The sequence below is a fragment of the Citrobacter sp. wls757 genome (assembly GCF_005280935.1).
Taxonomy (GTDB): Bacteria; Pseudomonadota; Gammaproteobacteria; order Enterobacterales; family Enterobacteriaceae; genus Citrobacter; species Citrobacter portucalensis.
In genome coordinates, this window is the sequence record NZ_SZWU01000006.1 from 46824 (window position 1) to 68110 (window position 21287).

Annotated in this window: 17 protein-coding genes; 9 read left to right on the forward strand and 8 right to left on the reverse strand. The window is 52.7% G+C overall.

Features of this window, described 5'->3' with window-relative positions:
* Positions 1 to 45: 45 nt before the first annotated feature.
* Complete coding sequence (gene msrA / locus FDW94_RS00640; protein WP_003830412.1) at positions 46 to 684, reverse strand: peptide-methionine (S)-S-oxide reductase MsrA; 639 nt, start codon at positions 682 to 684, stop codon at positions 46 to 48.
* A 212-nt stretch (positions 685 to 896) separates the two neighbouring features.
* Between msrA and tamA the strand changes: the two genes are divergently transcribed.
* From tamA to FDW94_RS00655, 3 genes are read left to right on the forward strand one after another with little or no spacing between them, the layout of a single operon-like run.
* Positions 897 to 2630, forward strand: a complete 1734-nt coding sequence (tamA, locus tag FDW94_RS00645; protein WP_137376967.1) for an autotransporter assembly complex protein TamA — start codon at positions 897 to 899, stop codon at positions 2628 to 2630.
* Positions 2627 to 6403, forward strand: a complete 3777-nt coding sequence (gene tamB / locus FDW94_RS00650) for an autotransporter assembly complex protein TamB (RefSeq protein ID WP_079934466.1) — start codon at positions 2627 to 2629, stop codon at positions 6401 to 6403. Before tamA ends, tamB begins: the two co-directional genes overlap by 4 nt.
* A 2-nt stretch (positions 6404 to 6405) precedes the next feature.
* The gene (locus FDW94_RS00655) at positions 6406 to 6750 is read left to right on the forward strand and encodes a gamma-glutamylcyclotransferase (protein ID WP_003025723.1); all 345 of its coding nucleotides are present in this window, start codon (positions 6406 to 6408) and stop codon (positions 6748 to 6750) included.
* Between the two features lie 57 nt (positions 6751 to 6807).
* On the opposite strand, the gene FDW94_RS00660 is transcribed toward FDW94_RS00655, so the two are convergent.
* The 3 genes from FDW94_RS00660 to ppa all read right to left on the reverse strand — a co-directional run bounded on the left by FDW94_RS00660 (position 6808) and on the right by ppa (position 10699).
* A complete protein-coding gene (locus FDW94_RS00660; RefSeq protein ID WP_020996258.1) occupies positions 6808 to 8817 on the reverse strand; it encodes a TonB-dependent receptor in 2010 nt (669 codons plus the stop codon).
* 84 nt (positions 8818 to 8901) lie between these two features.
* Entirely contained in the window at positions 8902 to 9972 is a 1071-nt protein-coding gene (locus tag FDW94_RS00665; protein WP_137376968.1) for a YncE family protein, read from the reverse strand.
* A gap of 199 nt (positions 9973 to 10171) precedes the next feature.
* Entirely contained in the window at positions 10172 to 10699 is a 528-nt protein-coding gene (gene ppa / locus FDW94_RS00670; RefSeq protein WP_003025726.1) for an inorganic diphosphatase, read from the reverse strand.
* A gap of 309 nt (positions 10700 to 11008) precedes the next feature.
* On the opposite strand from ppa, the gene ytfQ reads away from it, so the two are divergent.
* The 5 genes from ytfQ to FDW94_RS00695 all read left to right on the forward strand — a co-directional run bounded on the left by ytfQ (position 11009) and on the right by FDW94_RS00695 (position 16811).
* Positions 11009 to 11965: a galactofuranose ABC transporter substrate-binding protein YtfQ gene (gene ytfQ / locus FDW94_RS00675; RefSeq protein WP_003025728.1), complete on the forward strand. Its 957-nt coding sequence runs from the start codon at positions 11009 to 11011 to the stop codon at positions 11963 to 11965.
* Between the two features lie 103 nt (positions 11966 to 12068).
* Positions 12069 to 13571 carry a galactofuranose ABC transporter, ATP-binding protein YtfR gene (ytfR, locus tag FDW94_RS00680; protein WP_137376969.1) on the forward strand — a complete coding sequence of 501 codons (1503 nt, stop codon included), beginning with the start codon at positions 12069 to 12071 and terminating at the stop codon, positions 13569 to 13571.
* A 13-nt stretch (positions 13572 to 13584) separates the two neighbouring features.
* Complete coding sequence (gene ytfT, locus FDW94_RS00685) at positions 13585 to 14607, forward strand: galactofuranose ABC transporter, ATP-binding protein YtfT (RefSeq protein ID WP_003830397.1); 1023 nt, start codon at positions 13585 to 13587, stop codon at positions 14605 to 14607.
* The gene (gene yjfF / locus FDW94_RS00690) at positions 14594 to 15595 is read left to right on the forward strand and encodes a galactofuranose ABC transporter, permease protein YjfF (RefSeq protein ID WP_008786036.1); all 1002 of its coding nucleotides are present in this window, start codon (positions 14594 to 14596) and stop codon (positions 15593 to 15595) included. Before ytfT ends, yjfF begins: the two co-directional genes overlap by 14 nt.
* A gap of 103 nt (positions 15596 to 15698) precedes the next feature.
* The gene (locus FDW94_RS00695; protein WP_137376970.1) at positions 15699 to 16811 is read left to right on the forward strand and encodes a methyl-accepting chemotaxis protein; all 1113 of its coding nucleotides are present in this window, start codon (positions 15699 to 15701) and stop codon (positions 16809 to 16811) included.
* Positions 16812 to 16887: 76 nt separating this feature from the next.
* Here the strand turns inward: FDW94_RS00695 and fbp are convergent, their stop codons facing one another.
* A complete protein-coding gene (gene fbp, locus FDW94_RS00700; RefSeq protein ID WP_003830390.1) occupies positions 16888 to 17886 on the reverse strand; it encodes a class 1 fructose-bisphosphatase in 999 nt (332 codons plus the stop codon).
* A 175-nt stretch (positions 17887 to 18061) separates the two neighbouring features.
* Here fbp and mpl point away from each other — a divergent pair, with 175 nt between their 5' ends.
* Positions 18062 to 19438, forward strand: a complete 1377-nt coding sequence (gene mpl, locus FDW94_RS00705; RefSeq protein ID WP_137376971.1) for a UDP-N-acetylmuramate:L-alanyl-gamma-D-glutamyl-meso-diaminopimelate ligase — start codon at positions 18062 to 18064, stop codon at positions 19436 to 19438.
* A 32-nt stretch (positions 19439 to 19470) separates the two neighbouring features.
* Here mpl and FDW94_RS00710 read toward each other — a convergent pair whose 3' ends face one another.
* The 3 genes from FDW94_RS00710 to yjgA form a co-directional block, all read right to left on the reverse strand.
* On the reverse strand, positions 19471 to 19836 hold the full coding sequence (locus FDW94_RS00710) for a hypothetical protein (RefSeq protein WP_137376972.1): 366 nt from the start codon (positions 19834 to 19836) through the stop codon (positions 19471 to 19473).
* A 185-nt stretch (positions 19837 to 20021) separates the two neighbouring features.
* A complete protein-coding gene (locus tag FDW94_RS00715) occupies positions 20022 to 20465 on the reverse strand; it encodes a DUF2628 domain-containing protein (RefSeq protein ID WP_137376973.1) in 444 nt (147 codons plus the stop codon).
* Between the two features lie 199 nt (positions 20466 to 20664).
* Positions 20665 to 21216, reverse strand: coding sequence for a ribosome biogenesis factor YjgA (gene yjgA / locus FDW94_RS00720; protein WP_008786039.1), 552 nt, complete (start codon positions 21214 to 21216; stop codon positions 20665 to 20667).
* Positions 21217 to 21287: the final 71 nt, after the last annotated feature.

Genomic DNA, 21287 nt, shown 5'->3' on the forward strand with positions numbered 1-21287 from the left:
AAGCTAGTATAGCGTAAGGTACTGTAAAGTCGCCAGAGGGGGAAATTATCCTTGTGGGGGCAGGCAAACACCAATACCACCAATGCCACAATATCCGTAAGGATTTTTGTGCAGATACTGCTGGTGATCGTCCTCGGCATAATAGAACGGGGTTGCCGTAGTGATTTCCGTGGTAATGGTGCGCTCGTCGCCTGCGGCGGTCATTGCTGCCTGAAAACGTTCAAGGCTGGCCTGTGCGGCGGCGGTTTGTTCCGGCGTTAACGGGTAAATGGCGGAGCGATACTGCGTGCCCTGGTCGTTCCCCTGACGCATGCCTTGAGCCGGGTCGTGATTTTCCCAGAACACCTGCAGCAGTTGTTCGTAGCTGATAACATGCGGGTCATAGACGATGCGTACCGCTTCGGCATGCCCGGTATCGCCAGAACACACTTCACGATAGGTTGGGTTTGGGGTGTAGCCGCCGGTGTACCCGGCCGCCGTGCTGTAGACCCCTGGCAATGACCAAAATAAACGCTCAACGCCCCAGAAACATCCCATGGCGAAATAAGCTATCTCCATACCGTCGGGCACGTTGGTCATCGAATGTTGGTTAACCGCATGCAGCGTTGCCACTGGCATCGGGGTGTTGCGTCCAGGTAGCGCATCTGCTTGAGTAACAAGATGCTTTCTATCAAATAAACTCATGGCCGTTCTCCCGAAATCAGTCATTTGGGTTAAGGTTGTAACGAGACGCGTCTTTGCCCACAATAAACGGCGTGAATACGTCTAGAGTTAAACATAAGAAATATTTGGGTTGTCGTCTGTTTTTCAACTCTTATTGTTGATTTTTTGTTAAGCCGAGGAACGGCATAGTATTTTTTTCCAGGGGTGGGAAAAAAGGATATTCAGGAGAAAATGTGCCATATATCCGTCAGTTATGTTGGGTGGGATTACTGTGCTTAAGTGGCTCCGCCGCCGCCGCGAATGTTCGCTTACAGGTCGAAGGATTATCAGGACCGCTGGAGAAAAACGTCCGTGCGCAACTGTCCACGATTCAAAGTGATGAAGTCACTCCAGACCGACGCTTTCGTGCGCGCGTTGATGATGCCATCCGCGAAGGGCTAAAAGCGCTGGGCTACTTTGAGCCGACCATTGATTTTGAACTGCGTCCACCGCCGGCAAAAGGCCGCCAGGTGCTGATTGCCAAAGTGACCCCCGGCGAGCCGGTGCTGATTGGTGGCACTGAGGTGATTTTGCGCGGTGGCGCGCGTACGGATAAAGATTATCTGGATCTGCTGAAAACACGCCCGGCAATCGGTACCGTGCTGAATCAGGGGGACTATGACAACTTCAAAAAGTCACTCACCAGCGTGGCGCTGCGCAAAGGCTACTTCGATAGTGAATTTAATAAAAGCCAGCTCGGGATAGCGCTTGAGCGGCGCCAGGCGTTCTGGGATATCGATTACAACAGCGGCGAACGCTATCGCTTTGGGCATGTCACTTTTGAAGGCTCGCAAATTCGCGATGAGTATCTGCAAAATCTGGTGCCCTTTAAAGAAGGTGAAGAGTACGAGTCGAAAGATCTGGGCGAACTGAACCGTCGTCTGTCGGCGACCGGATGGTTTAATTCCGTGGTCGTCGCACCGGAGTTTGATAAAGCCCGCAAAACCAAGGTGCTACCCCTGAAAGGCGTGGTCTCACCGCGAACCGAAAACACCATCGAAACCGGGGTCGGTTATTCAACTGACGTCGGGCCACGGGTGAAGACCTCGTGGAAAAAGCCGTGGATGAACTCCTACGGTCACAGCCTGACGACCAGCGCCAGTATCTCGGCGCCAGAGCAGGTGCTTGATTTCAGCTATAAAATGCCGCTGTTAAAGAACCCGCTGGAGCAGTATTACCTGGTACAGGGCGGCTTTAAGCGTACCGATTTAAACGACACCGAGCAGGATTCCACAACGCTTGCGGTTTCCCGTTACTGGGACCTCTCCAGCGGCTGGCAGCGCGCGATTAACCTGCGCTGGAGCCTCGACCACTTTACCCAGGGTAACGTCACCAACACCACTATGCTGCTCTATCCGGGCGTGATGATCAGCCGGACGCGTTCACGCGGCGGCCTGATGCCTGTCTGGGGCGACTCTCAGCGTTACTCTATTGATTACTCGAACACCGCCTGGGGTTCAGATGTTGATTTCTCCGTTTTCCAGGCGCAAAACGTCTGGATCCGCACGCTGTACGACAGGCATCGTTTTGTGATGCGCGGTAATCTCGGCTGGATTGAAACCGGCGACTTCGACAAAGTGCCGCCGGACCTGCGTTTCTTTGCCGGGGGCGATCGCAGTATTCGCGGCTATAAATACAAATCTATTTCGCCGGAAGGCAGCGACGGCAAGCTGAAAGGGGCCTCCAAGCTGGCAACCGGCTCGCTGGAATACCAGTACAACGTGACCGGTAAATGGTGGGGGGCGATGTTTGTCGATAGCGGTGAAGCGGTCAGCGACATTCGCCGAAGCGATTTCAAAACCGGTGCCGGGGTCGGCGTACGCTGGCAATCGCCGGTTGGACCTATCAAGCTCGACTTTGCCGTCCCGGTCGGCGACAAAGATGAACATGGTTTACAGTTTTACATCGGTCTGGGGCCTGAATTATGAGTTTATGGAAGAAGATAAGCCTCGGCGTGCTGGTTTTTATCCTGCTGTTGTTAGGCACGGTGGCGTTCCTCGTCGGTACCACCTCGGGCCTGCATCTGATCTTCAAAGCCGCTAATCGTTGGGTTCCGGGTCTGGAAATTGGTCAGGTCACCGGCGGCTGGCGGGATCTATCACTGAAAAATATTCGCTACGACCAGCCTGGCGTGGCGGTGAATGCTGGTGAAGTGCATTTGGCCGTGGGGCTTAACTGTCTGTGGGACAGCAGCCTGTGCGTCAACGATCTGGCGCTGAAAAACATCAACGTGGCGATCGACAGCAAAAAGATGCCGCCATCCGCGCCGGTTGAGGAAGAAGAGAGCGGTCCGCTTAATCTTTCCACGCCTTACCCCATCACGCTTTCGCGCGTGGCGCTGAACAACATCAATATCAAAATCGATGACACCACGGTTTCAGTGCTGGATTTTACCTCTGGCCTGAACTGGCAGGAAAAAACGCTGACGTTGAAGCCAACGTCATTACAGGGGCTGCTGATTGCTCTGCCTAAAGTGGCGGAAGTGGCACAGGAAGAGGTTGTCGAACCGAAGATTCAAAACCCGCAGCCGGATGAAAAGCCGCTGGGGGAAACGCTAAAAGATCTGTTCTCAAAACCGGTGCTGCCGGAAATGACCGATGTCCATCTGCCGCTCAATCTCAATATTGAAGAGTTTCGCGGCGAGCAGCTGCGTGTGACCGGGGATACGGATTTAACAGTACATAGTATGCTGCTGAAAGTGAGCAGCATTGACGGCAACATGAAGCTCGACGCGCTGGATATCGACTCGAATCAGGGAACGGTAAAAGCCAGCGGCACGGCGCAACTGACCGACACGTGGCCGGTTGATATTACGTTAAACAGCACGCTAAACATCGACCCGTTAAAAGGCGAAAAGGTGAAGCTGAAGGTCGGCGGTGCGCTGCGCGAACAGCTGGAAGTCGGCGTCAATCTGTCTGGTCCGGTAGATATGGACCTGCGTGCACAGACGCGCCTGGCAGAAGCCGGATTGCCGCTCAACATTGAGGTGGTAAGTAAGCAGGTTTATTGGCCGTTTACCGGTGAGAAACAGTTCCAGGCCGATGACATCAAGCTCAAACTGACCGGCAAGATGACCGACTATACGCTGTCGATGCGTACCGCCGTGAAAGGTCAGGATATTCCTCCGGCTACTATCACGCTGGACGCCAAAGGCAACGAGCAGCAGATTAATCTCGACAAACTCAGCGTTGCGGCGCTGGAAGGGAAAACCGAGCTGAAAGCGCTGGTGGACTGGCAGCAGGCGATCAGCTGGCGCGGGGAGCTAACGCTGGATGGTATCAATACCGCGAAAGCGATCCCGGACTGGCCGTCAAAACTGAATGGCCTGGTGAAAACGCGCGGCAGTCTGTACGGCGGAAGCTGGCAGATGGAGGTTCCGGAGCTGAAGCTGACCGGCAACGTGAAGCAGAACAAGGTCAATGTGAACGGTTCGCTGAAGGGGAACAGCTACCTGCAGTGGACGATTCCGGGCCTTCATCTGGAGCTGGGACGCAACAGTGCGGACGTAAAAGGCGAACTGGGGGTTAAAGACCTCAACCTCGACGCGACGATTGATGCCCCAAGCCTGGATAACGCGCTGCCGGGGCTGGGCGGTACGGCGAAAGGGCTGGTAAAAGTTCGCGGTACGGTTGAAGCGCCGCAGTTGCTGGCGGATATTACCGCCCGTGGTCTGCGCTGGCAGGAACTTTCCGTTGCTCAGGTGCGCGTCGAAGGCGATGTGAAATCGGCCGAGCAAATCGCCGGTAATCTCAACGTTCGCGTAGAGCGGATTGTACAACCTGACGTGAATATTGGTCTGGTGACGCTCAACGCCAAAGGCAGTGAAAAGCAGCATGAACTGCAGTTACGCATTCAGGGTGAGCCGGTTTCAGGGCAACTGGATCTTGCCGGGAGCTTTGATCGCAAAGAACAGCGCTGGAAAGGGGAGTTAAGCAATACCCGCTTCCAGACGCCGGTCGGTCCGTGGTCGCTCAACCGGGCTATCGCGCTGGATTATCGTAATCAAGAACAGAAAATTAGTATCGGGCCGCACTGCTGGAACAACCCGAATGCGGAGCTGTGCGTACCACAAACCATTGATGCCGGTGCAGAAGGTCGCGCGGTGGTGAATCTTAACCGCTTCGACCTGGCGATGCTAAAACCGTTTATGCCGGAGACAACCCAGGCCAGCGGTGTGTTCACTGGCAAAGCTGATGTGAGCTGGGATACCACCAAAGAGGGGCTGCCACAGGGGCAGGTCACCCTGAGCGGACGTAACGTGAAGGTCACGCAAAGCGTGAATGATGCCCCGCTCCCCGTGGCGTTTGAAACGCTGAATCTGACCGCCGACCTGCACAATAACCGTGCCGAGTTGGGCTGGCTAATTCGTCTGACCAACAACGGGCAGTTTGACGGACAGGTGCAGGTAACGGACCCGCAAGGGCGTCGTAATCTGGGCGGTAACGTCAATATTCGCAACTTCAATCTGGCGATGGTGAACCCCATCTTCTCGCGCGGTGAAAAAGCGGCAGGGATGATCAACGCCAACCTGCGGCTGGGCGGCGATGTGCAAAGCCCGCAGTTGCTCGGACAGCTGCAACTGAGTGGTCTGGATATTGACGGTAACTTCATGCCGTTTGACATGCAGCCAAGCCAGTTAGCCGTTAACTTCAATGGAACACGCTCAACGCTGGCGGGCGTGGTGCGTACGCAGCAGGGAGAAATTAACCTGAGCGGCGATGCCGACTGGAGTCAGATAGACAACTGGCGGGCGCGTGTTGCGGCTAAAGGCAGCAGGGTGCGTATTACCGTACCGCCGATGGTCCGCCTCGACGTATCGCCGGACGTGGTCTTTGAAGCCACGCCGAGCCTGTTTACTCTCGATGGTAACGTGGATGTGCCGTGGGCGCGTATCGTGGTACATGACCTGCCGGAAAGCGCGGTTGGGGTTTCCAGCGATATGGTTATGCTTAACAACAACCTGCAGCCCGAGAAACCGCAGACCGCCGGTATTCCGATCAACAGCAACCTGAATATCCACGTCGGTAACAACGTGCGTCTTGACGCCTTTGGTCTGAAAGCGCGTCTGACGGGCGATCTGAAAGTGGTGCAGGATAAGCAAGGTCTGGGACTTAACGGGCAAATTAATATCCCGAGCGGTCGCTTCCACGCCTATGGTCAGGATCTGATTGTGCGTAAGGGCGAGCTGTTGTTCTCCGGTCCGCCGGATCAGCCGTTGCTCAACATCGAAGCGATTCGTAACCCAGATGCCACCGAAGACGACGTGATCGCTGGCGTTCGCGTCACCGGTACCGCCGATGAACCGAAGGCGGAGATCTTCTCCGACCCGGCAATGTCGCAGCAAATGGCGCTTTCCTACCTGCTACGTGGACAAGGGCTGGATAGCGAACAGAGCGATAGCGCAGCGATGACTTCAATGCTTATTGGTCTGGGGGTTGCACAAAGTGGTCAGGTTGTGGGTAAAATCGGGGAGACATTTGGCGTAAGCAATCTGGCACTGGACACGCAAGGGGTGGGCGACTCATCTCAGGTGGTTGTCAGCGGATACGTACTGCCAGGTCTGCAGGTGAAATATGGTGTGGGTATATTTGACTCCTTAGCGACACTCACGCTACGTTATCGTCTGATGCCTAAGCTATATCTGGAAGCAGTGTCTGGCGTAGATCAGGCACTTGATTTGCTCTATCAGTTCGAGTTTTAGCAATGCGAATATTTGTCTACGGCAGTTTACGAACCAAACAAGGCAACAGCCACTGGATGACCAATGCCCTGTTGCTGGGAAATTTCAGTATCGATAACTACCAGTTGTACAGCCTGGGCCACTATCCAGGCGCGGTTCCGGGAAATGGAACAGTACACGGGGAAGTTTATCGTATTGATAACGCCACGCTGGCAGAGCTTGACGCTCTGCGTACCCGCGGCGGTGAATACGCACGCCAGTTAATTCAAACGCCGTACGGAAGTGCATGGATGTACGTGTACCAACGTCCGGTTGATGGCTTAACGCTGATTGAAAGCGGTAACTGGTTAGACAGAGACCAGTACTGATATATCGCCTACCAGAATAAACAACGCCGCCTTCGGGTGGCGTTGTTTATTAAAGGCTTAAAACTCCACGCGCGCGCCGAGGTTATAGCGGCGTCCTTCCACCTGCGCGGATTCATTCCATGCAGTCGTCAGTTTCGGATCTTCATCCAGCACGTTGTAGATCCCTGCCATCAGCTGCGTGTGCTTATTGAGCTTATAACGTACGCCTACGTCGACCATCGTGTAGTCATCGTACTTATAGTTATTGCCGCTGTTGCGGTTACTGCTGCGGTAATTCACCGTACTCCATACGTCCAGACTCTGCGTTGCCGCCCAGTTCAGCGACAGGTTCGCCATATGGCGCGGATAATCGTTGAGCGCGTAGCCTTTGTTTACGCCGCTTTTCTGTTCGCTATGGTTCCAGGTGTAGTTAGCGTTGGCTTTTACATCGGCGCTAATCTGCCAGTCGGCATTCAGTTCTATGCCGTACACGTCCGCCTTGCTGACGTTGAAGTATTTACTGACGGAGTCCGCCTTGTAGCCATTCACGGAGCACTGATTCGTCGATGTAGTTTCGCAAATGGTTTGTTCAGCAATTTTGTCTTTGAACTGCGTATAGAAGACGGTGCTATCCAGTGACAGCGCATTCCCCGTCCAGTAGAGGCCCAGCTCAGAGTTAACGCTTTGTTCTGGTTTCAGATCGTCGTTACCGACGGTCAGGAAGGGATAAGGTACGGTCGAGCCGTATGGGGTGACAAAGTCGCTGGATGTCGCACGCAGCTCAGGTTTTTTATAACCTGCGGAAACGCCGCCCTTCAGCGCCCAGTCATTGCTGAAGGCCCAGTTACCGTACATTTTCGGCGTAATATGTGTGCCAAAGTTATCATCCTGGTCCATACGCGCTGATGTGGTCAGGATGAAGTCGTCAATGCTCCAGCCGTCTTCAGCAAACAATGCCCAACCGTTACGGCTGATTTTTGTCACTGGCTCAGATCCGGGCAGCGTTTTGTTGGCCACATCAAAGCGGTCATTCAGCTCTTCGCGGGTGAAATTCGCCCCAACGGTCAGTTTATGGTTGTCGAGCGTGAAGGTGGTTTGCGAATTAGCGACGTAGTTCTCCATCTGTACATACTGCGGCGACTGGCCGTCATAAACGTACTTCGAACGGCCTTTTTCATAGTTTATGTAGTTGGTCGTTGCAATGGTGTCGTCGGCATACCAGCCGGTATGCGTTAAGGTGGCGGCGTTACGATCGAACAGCCATGACCACGGCGCGCCGCGCTTCTGGGTACGGTTTTTCTCCTGCTCACCGGTGACCACATTGAGGTCGAACAGGTTATTTTCGCTAGCGGCCAGGCCCAGCGTCATATCAACGGATTTACGGTTGTGTTTGCCGAAATAGTTATTGCGATCGTCATCGCGACGGTCGAGCCAGTCGGCCGCTACGCTAAGGCCGAGAACATCGGGCACAATCGGCCCCATGGTAAACAGATTCATCTGGCTGGTATTACCCAAATACTGGTGTTCCTGAAGCCAGGTATTGGCGGCAATTGCCGTCGTCCACTCTTTTGCGCCATACGGTTTTTTGGTAATCACGTTGACCACACCGCCGATGGCATCTGAGCCGTACAGCGAGGACATGGGCCCGCGGATAACTTCGATACGCTCAATGGCCTCCATCGGCGGTAAGAAGTTGGCTTCAGTACCGATGTCATGTCCGTAAGGGCGAGATTCACCGGTATTTTGTTTGACGCTGTTGACCATAAACGCGGTATAGGACGGGTCCATGCCGCGAATCATAATACTGCCAGCGTTCATACCGCTGCTGTTGGTGACCGAGACGCCAGGAAGGTTTTTAATCGCTTCACCAATGCTACGGTCCGGCTGAATATCCAGCGTTTTACGATCGATAACGGAAATGGTGGCCGGCGCTTCGCGCTTTTGCTGCGAGAACCCGGATGCGGTGATCACCATTTCATCTTCGCTATTGCGTGAGGTTTCGGTGAGTTCTTCTGCCTGAGTGGGGAAAATAACACCGCCTGAGAATGCAACGATCCCTGTCAGCGTAATAAGTTGACGCGTTTTCATAATATAGACACCTGAAAAGTAAAAAATAAAAGCATCACCTTGCAGCCCAGAAAAGCTGCAAGGTGTCAGAAGCGTTTTTAATTATTAATATTTGGAGAGGTCGATTTGCAGCACGTAGTCGGGCTTCACACCGGTCATTTTTTCCGGCTGTTTGATGCTGACATACAGGGTGTTGGCATCAGACGAGAGCGCCAGGCTGTTAGGTAACGCATTGGTTTCAATGCTTTGTTTTACCTGATAAGTCTTGCTGTCCACAATGCTGATGCGCTTTGCATTACGGTGGGTGATATACACTTCCTGGCGCTTTTCGTTATATATCACTGCCAGCGAGTTGATAACCTTAATGGGGGCAATAACCTTACCGGTATTAATATCAACAACCAGTACATCCGCTAAATCAGGATCGGTCAGGAATGCGCGATTATTTTTTGCATCCAAAGCAATATTCAGGAAAAAATGTTTTTTGCCTGGCTCAATACTAAAGCGGTTAATAATTTGATGGTTAGTGGTATCCAGCGTAATAAGTTCGTTGCGGCCATTTACGACATACAGGCGGTTCTTATTGGCATCTACGGCCATGCCGGTCGGATACTGGCCCATGTTTTCAAGGGTGGCGATTTTCTCGCGCTTTTGCGTATCCACCACCCAGACAATACCCTTTTCAGCCACGCCGGAAACGTACAGGCGGTGATGCTGTTTATCGAGCACCATTTCGCGGGTATGGACAATTTCTTTCGGGTTTTTGGCTTCGCTCAGTTGCAGTATCGCCAGCTCTTTACCGCTGCGGGTATCAATGAGCGTGACCGAACCCTCCAGCGTGTTGCCGACATAGAGCACCTGGTTTCCTGCATCCAGGGCAGTGGCAAAGGCACGACGGCTGGTTTCGATAACTTCAGTCGTGGTGAGCTTCTCCAGATCGAGTTTATAGATAAGCCCGCTGGTTTTATCTTTATCAAACGACGGCGACGAGGCAGCAAAAAGCGCATTCTGCTGGCTATCAACCGCCAGTTCATACACGCCGTTGCCAACGTCGCGGGTCAGAAAATCTTGCTCAGGTAGCGTCTGCGCCACGCTGGACAGGCTGGTAAATAACAGTGCTGTGGCGAGAGCCACGCAGGAATAGCGTTTCAGGGACTTCACATTGTGGAGGTTCATTGACTTTTATTCACATTTATTTACATGCTGAGAATGATAATGAGATCTAATCTCATTCGCAATTAAGATAAATGAAATGTGACTACCCAATCTGGTAGGTCAAAAAGAAAACAGCGAAGGGGAGGGGGAAAAGAAAGTAGAAATTAAAAAACCCTTACTAACCAGGGGCTGGCGTTCAGGGCTTTAAGCTAACGCGAACTTACTTCTTCGCGCGCTCGAAGGAAGCAACGATTTCAGCTTTAGCAGCTTCAGCGTTGTCCCAACCGTCAACTTTCACCCATTTGCCCGCTTCGAGATCTTTGTAGTGTTCGAAGAAGTGGGTGATCTGCGCTTTCAGCAGTTCCGGCAGGTCGGTCACATCTTTGATGTGATCGTATTCTTTGCTCAGCTTGGTGTGCGGTACCGCCACCAGTTTCGCATCTTCACCGGATTCGTCGGTCATTTTCAGTACGCCAACCGGACGGCAGCGGATCACTGAACCTGGCTCCAGCGGGTACGGAGTCGGGACCAGAACGTCTACCGGGTCACCGTCCAGAGACAGGGTGTGGTTGATGTAACCGTAGTTGCACGGATAGAACATCGCGGTGGACATGAAGCGGTCAACGAACAGGGCGCCGCTCTCTTTGTCAACTTCGTATTTGATCGGATCTGCGTTTGCAGGGATCTCGATAACAACGTAGATATCTTCCGGCAGGTCTTTACCGGCAGGGACGTTGAGTAAGCTCATGTCTGTTTCCTTTAAATAAGCTATGGCAAACAAGTGGCGGGTATTATAGCCAACTCGCGCGGAATGTCTCCGCTTGTTTTCGCTTTCTCTGCGTGCATTTTCTTCTTTTTATCTCTCTTTCGTGACAGAAAAATCCATATCTTCAGCCGCATTTTTCATAGCGAGATGAAAGCGATTACAAAGTTGTGATTAACGTTTTATTTACTTTTTTGAAGTGTGATGTAACGCAATCCGTTACATGCTCAATTGTCTATAGTTTTTTCGCAACGGTTAATTAACCAACAATAATCACCCTACGAGGACGCACTTATGTGGAAGCGCTTACTTTTAGTCACAGCAGTTTCGGCAGCCATGTCGTCTATGGCAATGGCAGCCCCTTTAACCGTAGGATTTTCGCAGGTTGGCTCTGAATCCGGCTGGCGCGCCGCAGAAACCAACGTCGCGAAAAGCGAGGCCGAAAAGCGGGGAATTACGCTGAAAATCGCTGATGGCCAGCAAAAGCAGGAAAACCAGATTAAAGCAGTCCGCTCATTTGTTGCGCAGGGCGTCGACGCCATCTTTATTGCGCCGGTCGTGGCAACGGGTTGGGAGCCGGTTTTAAAAGAAGCTAAAGATGCCGACATTCCGGTCTTTTTGCTCGATCGTTCCATCGATGTAAAAGACAAATCTCTCTATATGACCACCGTCACCGCCGACAACGTGTTGGAAGGTAAATTGATCGGCGACTGGCTGATTAAACAAGTGGACGGCAAGCCGTGTAACGTCGTTGAGCTGCAAGGGACCGTTGGGGCCAGCGTGGCGATCGATCGTAAGAAAGGCTTTGCTGAAGCTATTGCCAGTGCGCCAAACATCAAAATTATTCGCTCTCAGTCCGGTGACTTCACCCGCAGTAAAGGGAAAGAAGTGATGGAGAGCTTTATCAAAGCGGAAAACAACGGCAAGAACATCTGTATGGTTTACGCCCACAACGATGACATGGTGATCGGTGCGATTCAGGCGATCAAAGAAGCGGGCCTGAAACCTGGCAAAGATATTCTCACCGGTTCTATCGATGGCGTACCGGATATCTACAAAGCGATGATTGACGGTGAAGCCAACGCCAGCGTCGAACTGACGCCAAATATGGCTGGCCCGGCATTCGACGCACTGGAGAAATTCAAAAAAGACGGCACGATGCCTGAGAAGCTGACCATTACCAAGTCGATCCTCTATCTGCCGGATACGGCAAAAGAAGAGTTAGAGAAGAAGAAAAACATGGGCTACTAAGCCTTCATGAAAATGCCGGGGGCGCTGCGCTTGCCCGGCCTACATTACGCTCTTTTGTAGGCCGGATAAGCGTAGCGCCATCCGGCGTGATGCAGGGGGAACCATGACCACCGACCAACATCAGGAAATCCTCCGCACCGAAGGATTAAGCAAATTCTTTCCCGGCGTCAAGGCGTTGGATAACGTGGATTTCAGCTTGCGTCGCGGTGAAATTATGGCGCTGCTGGGAGAAAACGGAGCCGGCAAATCGACGCTCATCAAAGCGCTGACCGGCGTTTACCATGCCGATCGCGGCACTATCTGGCTCGAAGGCCAACCCATATCCCCCAAAAACACTGCCCATGCCCAACAACTGGGGATTGGCACCGTGTACCAGGAAGTGAACCTGCTGCCCAATATGTCGGTTGCCGATAACTTATTTATTGGTCGCGAACCGCGGCGCTTTGGCCTGCTCCGGCGCAAGCAGATGGAAAAACGTGCGACGGAACTGATGGCGTCATACGGTTTTTCCCTCGACGTGCGCGAGCCGCTGAACCGCTTTTCCGTGGCGATGCAACAAATCGTCGCCATCTGTCGGGCGATCGATCTCTCCGCGAAAGTGCTGATCCTCGATGAGCCGACCGCCAGCCTTGATACCCAGGAAGTTGAAATGCTGTTTGGCCTGATGCGACATCTGCGCGATCGGGGCGTCAGCCTGATCTTCGTCACCCACTTTCTTGATCAGGTTTATCAGGTCAGCGATCGCATTACCGTTCTGCGTAACGGCGGCTTCGTTGGCTGCCGTGAAACCCGAGAACTGCCTCAGATCGAACTGGTCAAAATGATGCTGGGCCGTGAACTGGATACCCATGCGCTACAGCGTGCGGGCCGCACGTTGCTGAGTGATAAACCGGTGGCGGCATTCAGCGGATTTGGCAAAAAAGGCACCATCGCGCCATTTGATCTACAGGTGCGTCCCGGTGAGATCGTCGGTCTCGCCGGACTACTGGGATCCGGGCGAACGGAAACGGCGGAGGTGATCTTCGGTATTAAACCCGCCGACAGCGGAAGAGCGCTGATCAAAGGCAAACAGCAGACCTTGCGATCGCCACATCAGGCTTCGTGTCTGGGGATCGGTTTCTGTCCGGAGGATCGCAAAACGGATGGCATTATTGCCGCCGCTTCGGTGCGGGAAAACATCATTCTGGCATTGCAGGCACAGCGCGGCTGGCTGCGGCCTATCCCACGGAAAGAACAAAACGAGATTGCCGAGCGTTTTATCCGCCAGCTTGGTATTCGTACTCCGAACGCTGAGCAACCGATCGAATTTCTCTCCGGCGGCAATCAGCAAAAAGTGCTGCTCTCGCGCTGGTTACTGACCAAACCGCAGTTCCTGATCCTCGATGAACCCACGCGAGGGATCGACGTTGGCGCGCATGCGGAGATCATTCGCCTGATCGAAACGCTGTGCGCGGATGGTCTGGCGCTGCTGGTCATTTCATCCGAACTGGAAGAGTTAGTGGGCTATGCCGATCGGGTCATTATTATGCGCGATCGCAAACAGGTGGCCGAGATCCCCCTGGCTGAACTGTCCGTACCGGCGATCATGAACGCCATTGCGGCCTAAGGAGACTATGGTGATGCCTCAATCTCTCCCTCAATCCAATCCGTCTAAACGGCGGTTCCGTTGGCCAAAGGGGATGCCACAGCTGGTGGCGTTACTGCTGGTGCTGCTGGTGGATAGCCTGGTCGCCCCGCATTTCTACCAGGTGATTTTGCAGGATGGTCGGCTGTTCGGTAGCCCGATTGATATTCTCAACCGTGCCGCGCCCGTGGCGCTGTTGGCGATTGGTATGACGCTGGTGATTGCTACCGGCGGCATCGACCTTTCCGTGGGGGCAGTCATGGCTATTGCTGGCGCTACTACTGCGGCGATGACGGTGGCCGGGCACAGTCTGCCGGTAGTGCTGCTTGCCGCCTTAGGCTCCGGCATTCTGGCTGGGCTGTGGAACGGGATTCTGGTGGCCATCCTCAAGATCCAACCGTTTGTCGCCACGCTAATCCTGATGGTGGCCGGGCGCGGGGTGGCGCAGCTTATCACCTCCGGGCAGATCGTCACCTTTAACTCGCCCGAACTGTCATGGTTTGGCAGCGGCTCGCTCTTACTATTCCCCACGCCGGTAATTATTGCACTGCTCACGCTGGTGGTGTTCTGGCTGCTGACGCGGAAAACGGCGCTGGGTATGTTTATCGAAGCGGTGGGTATCAACATTCGTGCGGCAAAAAATGCCGGGGTGAACACCCGCATTATCGTGATGCTCACCTATGTGCTGAGCGGCCTGTGCGCGGCTATCGCTGGCATTATCGTCACAGCGGATATTCGCGGGGCAGATGCCAATAACGCCGGATTATGGCTGGAGCTGGATGCCATCCTGGCGGTGGTTATCGGCGGCGGTTCGCTGATGGGCGGGCGCTTTAACCTGCTGCTGTCGGTGGTAGGCGCATTGATTATTCAGGGCATGAACACCGGGATTTTGCTGTCGGGCTTCCAGCCGGAACTGAATCAGGTGGTCAAAGCCGTGGTGGTGTTGTGTGTGCTGGTTGTGCAATCACAACGCTTTATCAGCCTGATAAAAGGAGTGCGTGGCCATGATAAAACGTAATTTACCGCTGATGATCACCCTCGGCGTGTTTGTGCTGGGTTATCTCTACTGCCTGACGCAGTTTCCCGCTTTTGCTTCCACCCGGGTCATTTGCAATATCCTGACCGATAACGCCTTTCTGGGCATCATTGCCGTAGGCATGACCTTCGTAATCCTCTCTGGCGGGATCGACCTTTCCGTTGGCTCGGTGATCGCCTTTACCGGTGTATTTCTGGCAAAGGCCATTGGCTATTGGGGCATTTCTCCGCTGCTGGCGTTCCCTTTGGTTTTGCTGATGGGCTGCGCGTTTGGTGCGTTTATGGGGTTACTGATTGATGCGCTGAAGATCCCGGCATTTATTATCACCCTGGCGGGAATGTTCTTCCTGCGCGGCGTCAGCTATCTGGTCTCTGAAGAATCCATCCCAATTAACCATCCGGTTTATGACACGCTCTCAAGCCTGGCATGGAAAATTCCCGGCGGTGGTCGCCTGAGCGCGATGGGATTGCTGATGCTGGCGGTTGTCGTCATCGGCATATTCCTGGCGCACCGTACGCGCTTTGGTAATCAGGTTTACGCGATTGGCGGCAACGCCACCTCTGCCAACCTGATGGGCATCTCAACCCGCAGCACCACCATCCGCATTTATATGCTGTCTACCGGGCTTGCGACGCTTGCCGGCATTGTCTTTTCCATTTACACCCAGGCGGGCTATGCGCTGGCGGGCGTTGGCGTCGAACTGGATGCGATAGCCTCAGTTGTGATTGGCGGAACGCTGCTCAGCGGTGGGGTCGGTACAGTGTTAGGGACGTTGTTTGGCGTCGCCATTCAGGGGCTGATCCAGACCTACATTAATTTTGACGGCACATTAAGTTCCTGGTGGACGAAGATCGCGATTGGCATTTTATTGTTTATATTTATAGCGTTACAACGCGGTCTGACGGTGCTTTGGGAAAATCGTCAAAGCTCGCCGGTTACCCGAGTGGGTACGGCGGCAACACCAAAGTAACATCCTGATTTTGCACAAAACATTTAAATACCTAAACTTTTTCCGGTTGTAGTCGATAGGTTCTGTACAGGTCTGTTTTAACCCTACAACCGGAAATATAACGATGCCAAAATCCCTTTCAATTCGATCAAGTTTGTTGGTGTTATTGTCTCTGCTGACGTTCCTTCTGCTACTGACCGGTGGCATGGGGCTATATGCGTCTACACGTGTCATTACCTCGTTGATTTATCACGGTATTATGAGCGCTGCAATGTTGGCTGCTATCGCATTGCTGGCGGTCATTTGGTTTATGCTGCGAAATAAGTTTCTCAAACCGTTGGATAACATGGTTGAGCAACTGGAACGTCTGGCAACGGGGGATTTGTCGACGGTTACCGCGTTGTCGGCCAGCGCCGAATTCAACCGCCTGAACGCAGCAATGGATGATATGCGCCATGCGCTGGGCGACTCGGTACAGCGCGTACGCGATGCCAGCTCGCAAATTGATATTGGCAGTCGTGAACTGACGGCCGGTAACCAGCATCTGGCGCAACGCACTGAATCGACAGCCACTTCGCTGGAGCAGACCGCCGCCAGCATGGAAGAACTCACGGCGACGGTGAAACAGAATGCGCAGAACGCGGAACAGGCGCACCAACTGGCAAAATCGGTGTCGGATACCGCCGATCGCGGTAGCGAAATGGTATGCTATGTGATCGAGAAAATGCGCGATATTTCAGGCAGTTCCAGCCGAATCGCCGACATCCTCAGCGTGATTGATGGCATTGCTTTCCAGACCAATATTCTGGCGCTCAATGCTTCCGTTGAAGCGGCGCGGGCTGGTGAGCAGGGGCGGGGCTTTGCGGTTGTGGCAGGTGAAGTGCGTAATCTGGCCAGCCGCAGCGCCGAGGCGGCCAAAGAGATCCGTACGCTAATCAGCGATTCGCACACCCATGTGGGGGAAGGCAGTGAACTGGCGCAGCAGGCGGGCGAAACCATGGATGAAATCGCGACCGAGGTTATGCGTATGACCAAACTGATGCGTGAAATTGCCAGTGCGTCCCAGGAACAGAGTCGCGGCATAGAGCAGGTGAATATCGCGGTAATTCAGATGGATGAAACGGCGCAGCAAAACGCGGCGCTGGTACAGCAGTCTTCAGCGGCTACCCGCTCGCTGGAAGAGCAGTCTTCAGCGCTAATCGAAGCAATGGCCGTATTTAAGCTACAGAAAGCGTAAGCAGACGATGGATTTTGTAGGCCGGATGGCAACGCTACGCGTTTTATCCGGCCTACGTCCGTGCGATGAATGATACTTACGCGTCCGGGAACTCGCGGATAAAGCGTTCTACATCTTCAACCATATGGTCGTTACCCACGAAGAAGGAGCGGCGCTGGTGCAGGCTTTCTGGGGTGATATCCAGAATGCGTTCTTTACCATCGCTGGCTTTGCCGCCCGCCTGCTCGGCCAGGAAGGCCATCGGGTTGCATTCATACAGCAGACGCAGTTTCCCTTGCGGGTGGCTGGCGGTGCTTGGGTACAGGTAGATCCCGCCTTTCAGCAGATTGCGATGGAAATCTGCAACCAGAGAGCCAATGTAGCGCGAGGTATACGGGCGCTGGGTTGGCTTATCTTCTTCCTGGCAGAATTTAATGTACTTCTTCACGCCGTTCGGGAATTTGATGTAGTTACCTTCGTTAATGGAGTACGTGCTGCCTTTCGCCGGGAAGCGCATACGTTCCTGGCTGAGGCAGAATACGCCCAGAGAAGGATCGTAAGTGAAGGCATGTACGCCACAGCCGGTGGTATACACCAGCATGGTGGAAGAACCATAAACAACGTAACCTGCAGCAACTTGCTTGTTGCCCGGTTGCAGGAAATCCTCTTCCGTGACCGGTGTGCCGACTGGGGTTACGCGGCGGTAAATAGAGAAAATCGTACCGACAGAGACGTTAACATCGATGTTGGATGAGCCATCCAGCGGATCCATTAGCACAACGTATTTAGCGTGTTCACAGCCTTCAAAGACGACGATTTCATCTTCTTCTTCTGAGGCAATGCCCGCCACAATGTCGCGCGCCTTCAGTGCAGCTTTCAGTTTTTCGTTCGCGAACAGATCGAGTTTTTGCTGAACCTCTCCCTGCACGTTCTCAGCACCGCTGGCACCCAGGATATCGACCAGACCGGCCTTATTGATATCGCGGTGGATGATCTTGGCGCCCAGCTTTATTGCCGACAACAAAGCAGTGAGCTCACCGGTAGCATGAGAAAACTCGTGCTGCTTTTCGACAATAAATTCACCTAACGTTTTCATAACACTTTCCCTGCAATTTATGTGGAGTAAAGCGACCGCAACAATATTAACAAATATTTCCTTTGTTGCGCTTAGGTGAATCGCGCCAGCAAACTGCGGAATATCCTGAAATGCGTTTCTCACTTGCCGGACATGTGCGTAAAATGGCCCCCAGATTAAAAAAGGATAGTGACGTATGCGCATTCATATTTTGGGAATTTGTGGCACTTTCATGGGCGGTCTGGCGATGCTGGCGCGCTCGCTCGGTCATGAAGTAACCGGTTCGGACGCCAATGTGTATCCGCCGATGAGTACCTTACTTGAGAAGCAAGGCATTGATCTGATTCAGGGTTACGATGCCAGCCAGCTCGACCCGCAGCCGGACCTGGTGATCATCGGCAATGCCATGACCCGTGGTAATCCGTGCGTGGAGGCGGTGCTGGAAAAGAACATTCCGTACATGTCTGGCCCGCAGTGGCTGCATGACTTTGTCTTGCGCGATCGCTGGGTACTGGCGGTTGCGGGTACGCACGGTAAAACCACCACCGCCGGGATGGCGACCTGGATCCTCGAAGCCTGCGGCTATAAACCTGGCTTTGTGATCGGCGGCGTTCCGGGCAACTTTGAGGTTTCCGCGCGCCTCGGCGAGAGCGATTTCTTCGTGATTGAAGCGGATGAGTACGACTGTGCGTTCTTCGACAAGCGTTCTAAATTCGTACATTACTGCCCGCGCACGCTGATCCTCAATAATCTTGAGTTCGATCACGCAGATATCTTTGACGATCTGAAAGCTATTCAGAAACAGTTCCACCATCTGGTGCGTATCGTGCCGGGCCAGGGACGCATCATCTACCCGGAAAACGACATCAATCTGAAACAGACGATGGCGATGGGCTGCTGGAGCGAACAAGAGCTGGTGGGCGAACAAGGTCACTGGCAGGCGAAAAAGCTGACCACCGATGCCTCCGAGTGGGAAGTGTGGCTGGACGGTGAAAAAGTCGGCGAAGTTAAGTGGGGCCTGGTGGGCGAGCACAACATGCACAACGGCCTGATGGCGATTGCAGCCGCGCGTCATGTTGGCGTCGTGCCTGCGGATGCGGCCAATGCATTGGGCTCGTTCATCAACGCTCGTCGCCGTCTTGAGCTGCGCGGTGAAGCCAACGGCGTGACGGTGTATGACGATTTTGCCCATCACCCGACGGCCATTCTGGCAACGCTTGCGGCACTGCGCGGTAAAGTGGGCGGCACGGCGCGCATCATCGCGGTGCTGGAACCTCGCTCGAACACCATGAAAATGGGTTTGTGCAAAGATGACCTGGCGCCGTCGTTAGGGCGTGCAGACGAAGTGTTCCTGCTGCAACCCCCGCACATTCCGTGGCAGGTAGCAGAAGTCGCTGAAGCCTGCGTTCAGCCGGCACACTGGAGCGGCGATGTGGATGCACTGGCAGATATGGTGATGAAAACCGCACAGCCTGGCGATCACATTCTGGTGATGAGCAACGGCGGGTTTGGCGGTATTCATCAAAAACTGCTGGATGGTATGGCGAAGAAAGCTCAGGCAGAAGAAGAGTAAAAAAATGCCCGGTGGCGCTACGCTTACCGGGCCTACAACGGATCGTAGGCCGGATAAGGTATTTGCACCGCCATCCGGCAAGCTCGTTTCGCTAAACTTTGTTTCTCTAAATAAAAAAGAAAGTTAATGTCGTCAGCTTTCTTTTTCCTATTCTGATAGGTCATTGCAATAAATATAATTTTTCTGCATATTGAAAACATTGTTTTATTATTCAATACAAGGATCAGCCTCCTTAATATGACAGCGAGTATAGTCTCTTCATGTGATGGTAACAGAGAAATGGTAACGGTTTCTCTATGGGTAAGTTTCATTGGGTTAATTCTTGCAATTTGCTTTTTCTTGTATCTCATAACCGCAGGTATTGATGATGGTGATGGTATGGCGATATTTTTCGTCATGGTTGGAATACTCTTTTTTGTTATTGGTTTTTCGATGAGTATTGCCGGAATGATATCGTCGAATTATCGTTTAAAGGCGTTTTGTGCTTTCATTATCACCTGCTTATCAGCTGCGATGTACATATCTACCACATTATTATTTGCTTTTTAATAATAGCAGGGAGACAAATATGCTCCCTGTGAGATTAATACTGACGTGATGGCAGGTTTGACACCGCTTCTGCGCTTTTTCGGGTTAACCCCTGGAACGGATTCCAACTTTCAACACCTTTCACCATGCGCAGGTAGTAGGCAGTATTGACTAAATAAGAGCATACACAGGAGTATCCAATATTTATGACTTTGGCAAAGGCATTCATATCAATATCTGCCACAGTTTCTATTGCGATCAGTGCGGCCTGTATGGCCGCTACGCCCAAAAATAATACCAGTCCCTTTTTCCATAAGCCCAGGACGCAGAAGTAAACGAAACCGAAGAAAAAAGCATATAAGTTGACTCCTATACTTATCCTCTGTCCAAACTTCATTGTTCTATAAATTTTTGTATAAGATGATGTTCCTGGCAATCCATGTGTGCTCAGAAAGTCAAAACGCTCTCGCCATTTTTCATTAATTGATTTTTTCTCCATTTTATAATCCTTGTGAATATAAATATTATCCGAAGCGCTTCCGTTCAGAATTCAGATTCAATCACTTTCGGGTGCTGACTGCAACAATATTTGAGCACTATTAAAAATAGCTAGAAAGAATAGTGTTGATTATTATATTGATAATATAAATGTCTTATAAGGGTAATTTATTACCCTTATAAGAGTCATAGCCGACGAATTACGCCTCGTTTTCCGCCAGTTCACGCAGATACTGGAAGATCTGGCGGGAAGATTTTGGCGGCTTGTTGCCCGCTTTTTCTTTCCTGGCGTTACGCACCAGCGAACGCAGTTGCTGACGGTCGGCGTCAGGCCACAGGTTCATCACTTCTTCGATAGCTTCATCGCTACCGTCAACCATACGGTCACGCAGTTGCTCCAGCTTATGGAAGACAACGACCTGTTGGTTGTGACGGTTTTTCAGCTTGTCCAGCGCCTGACGGATAGGATCAACATCGCGCTGGCGCAACATTTTGCCAATCAGCTGCAGCTGACGACGGCGACCTTCCATCTTAATACGCTGGGCCAGCTCAATCGCGGCACGTAAATCCGCATCGAGCGGGATTTTATCCAGCGCGTTTTTCCCCAGTTTTACCAGTTCCACACCCAGGTGTTTTAACTCCTCGGCGTCACGTTTTATTTCACTTTTACTGACCCAGATAATTTCATCGTCTTCGTCTTCGATGTCATCACCGGGAACGTCGTCGAGCCAGTCTTCGGGCTGCTTAGTCATGTCAGGCTCCTTAAAAAAAGAGGCTAATGTTACCAGTTAAGATGCGCACTGAAAAACGGTTCTCTGTTAGA

Coding starts and splice junctions, on each gene's coding strand:
- msrA (WP_003830412.1), bottom strand. CDS start 684: ATGAGTTTATTTGATAGAAAGCATCTTGTTACTCAAGCAGATGCGCTA.
- tamB (WP_079934466.1), top strand. CDS start 2,627: ATGAGTTTATGGAAGAAGATAAGCCTCGGCGTGCTGGTTTTTATCCTG.
- FDW94_RS00655 (WP_003025723.1), top strand. CDS start 6,406: ATGCGAATATTTGTCTACGGCAGTTTACGAACCAAACAAGGCAACAGC.
- FDW94_RS00660 (WP_020996258.1), bottom strand. CDS start 8,817: ATGAAAACGCGTCAACTTATTACGCTGACAGGGATCGTTGCATTCTCA.
- FDW94_RS00665 (WP_137376968.1), bottom strand. CDS start 9,972: ATGAACCTCCACAATGTGAAGTCCCTGAAACGCTATTCCTGCGTGGCT.
- ppa (WP_003025726.1), bottom strand. CDS start 10,699: ATGAGCTTACTCAACGTCCCTGCCGGTAAAGACCTGCCGGAAGATATC.
- ytfQ (WP_003025728.1), top strand. CDS start 11,009: ATGTGGAAGCGCTTACTTTTAGTCACAGCAGTTTCGGCAGCCATGTCG.
- ytfR (WP_137376969.1), top strand. CDS start 12,069: ATGACCACCGACCAACATCAGGAAATCCTCCGCACCGAAGGATTAAGC.
- ytfT (WP_003830397.1), top strand. CDS start 13,585: ATGCCTCAATCTCTCCCTCAATCCAATCCGTCTAAACGGCGGTTCCGT.
- yjfF (WP_008786036.1), top strand. CDS start 14,594: ATGATAAAACGTAATTTACCGCTGATGATCACCCTCGGCGTGTTTGTG.
- FDW94_RS00695 (WP_137376970.1), top strand. CDS start 15,699: ATGCCAAAATCCCTTTCAATTCGATCAAGTTTGTTGGTGTTATTGTCT.
- fbp (WP_003830390.1), bottom strand. CDS start 17,886: ATGAAAACGTTAGGTGAATTTATTGTCGAAAAGCAGCACGAGTTTTCT.
- mpl (WP_137376971.1), top strand. CDS start 18,062: ATGCGCATTCATATTTTGGGAATTTGTGGCACTTTCATGGGCGGTCTG.
- FDW94_RS00710 (WP_137376972.1), bottom strand. CDS start 19,836: ATGACGAAAAATATCGCCATACCATCACCATCATCAATACCTGCGGTT.
- FDW94_RS00715 (WP_137376973.1), bottom strand. CDS start 20,465: ATGGAGAAAAAATCAATTAATGAAAAATGGCGAGAGCGTTTTGACTTT.
- yjgA (WP_008786039.1), bottom strand. CDS start 21,216: ATGACTAAGCAGCCCGAAGACTGGCTCGACGACGTTCCCGGTGATGAC.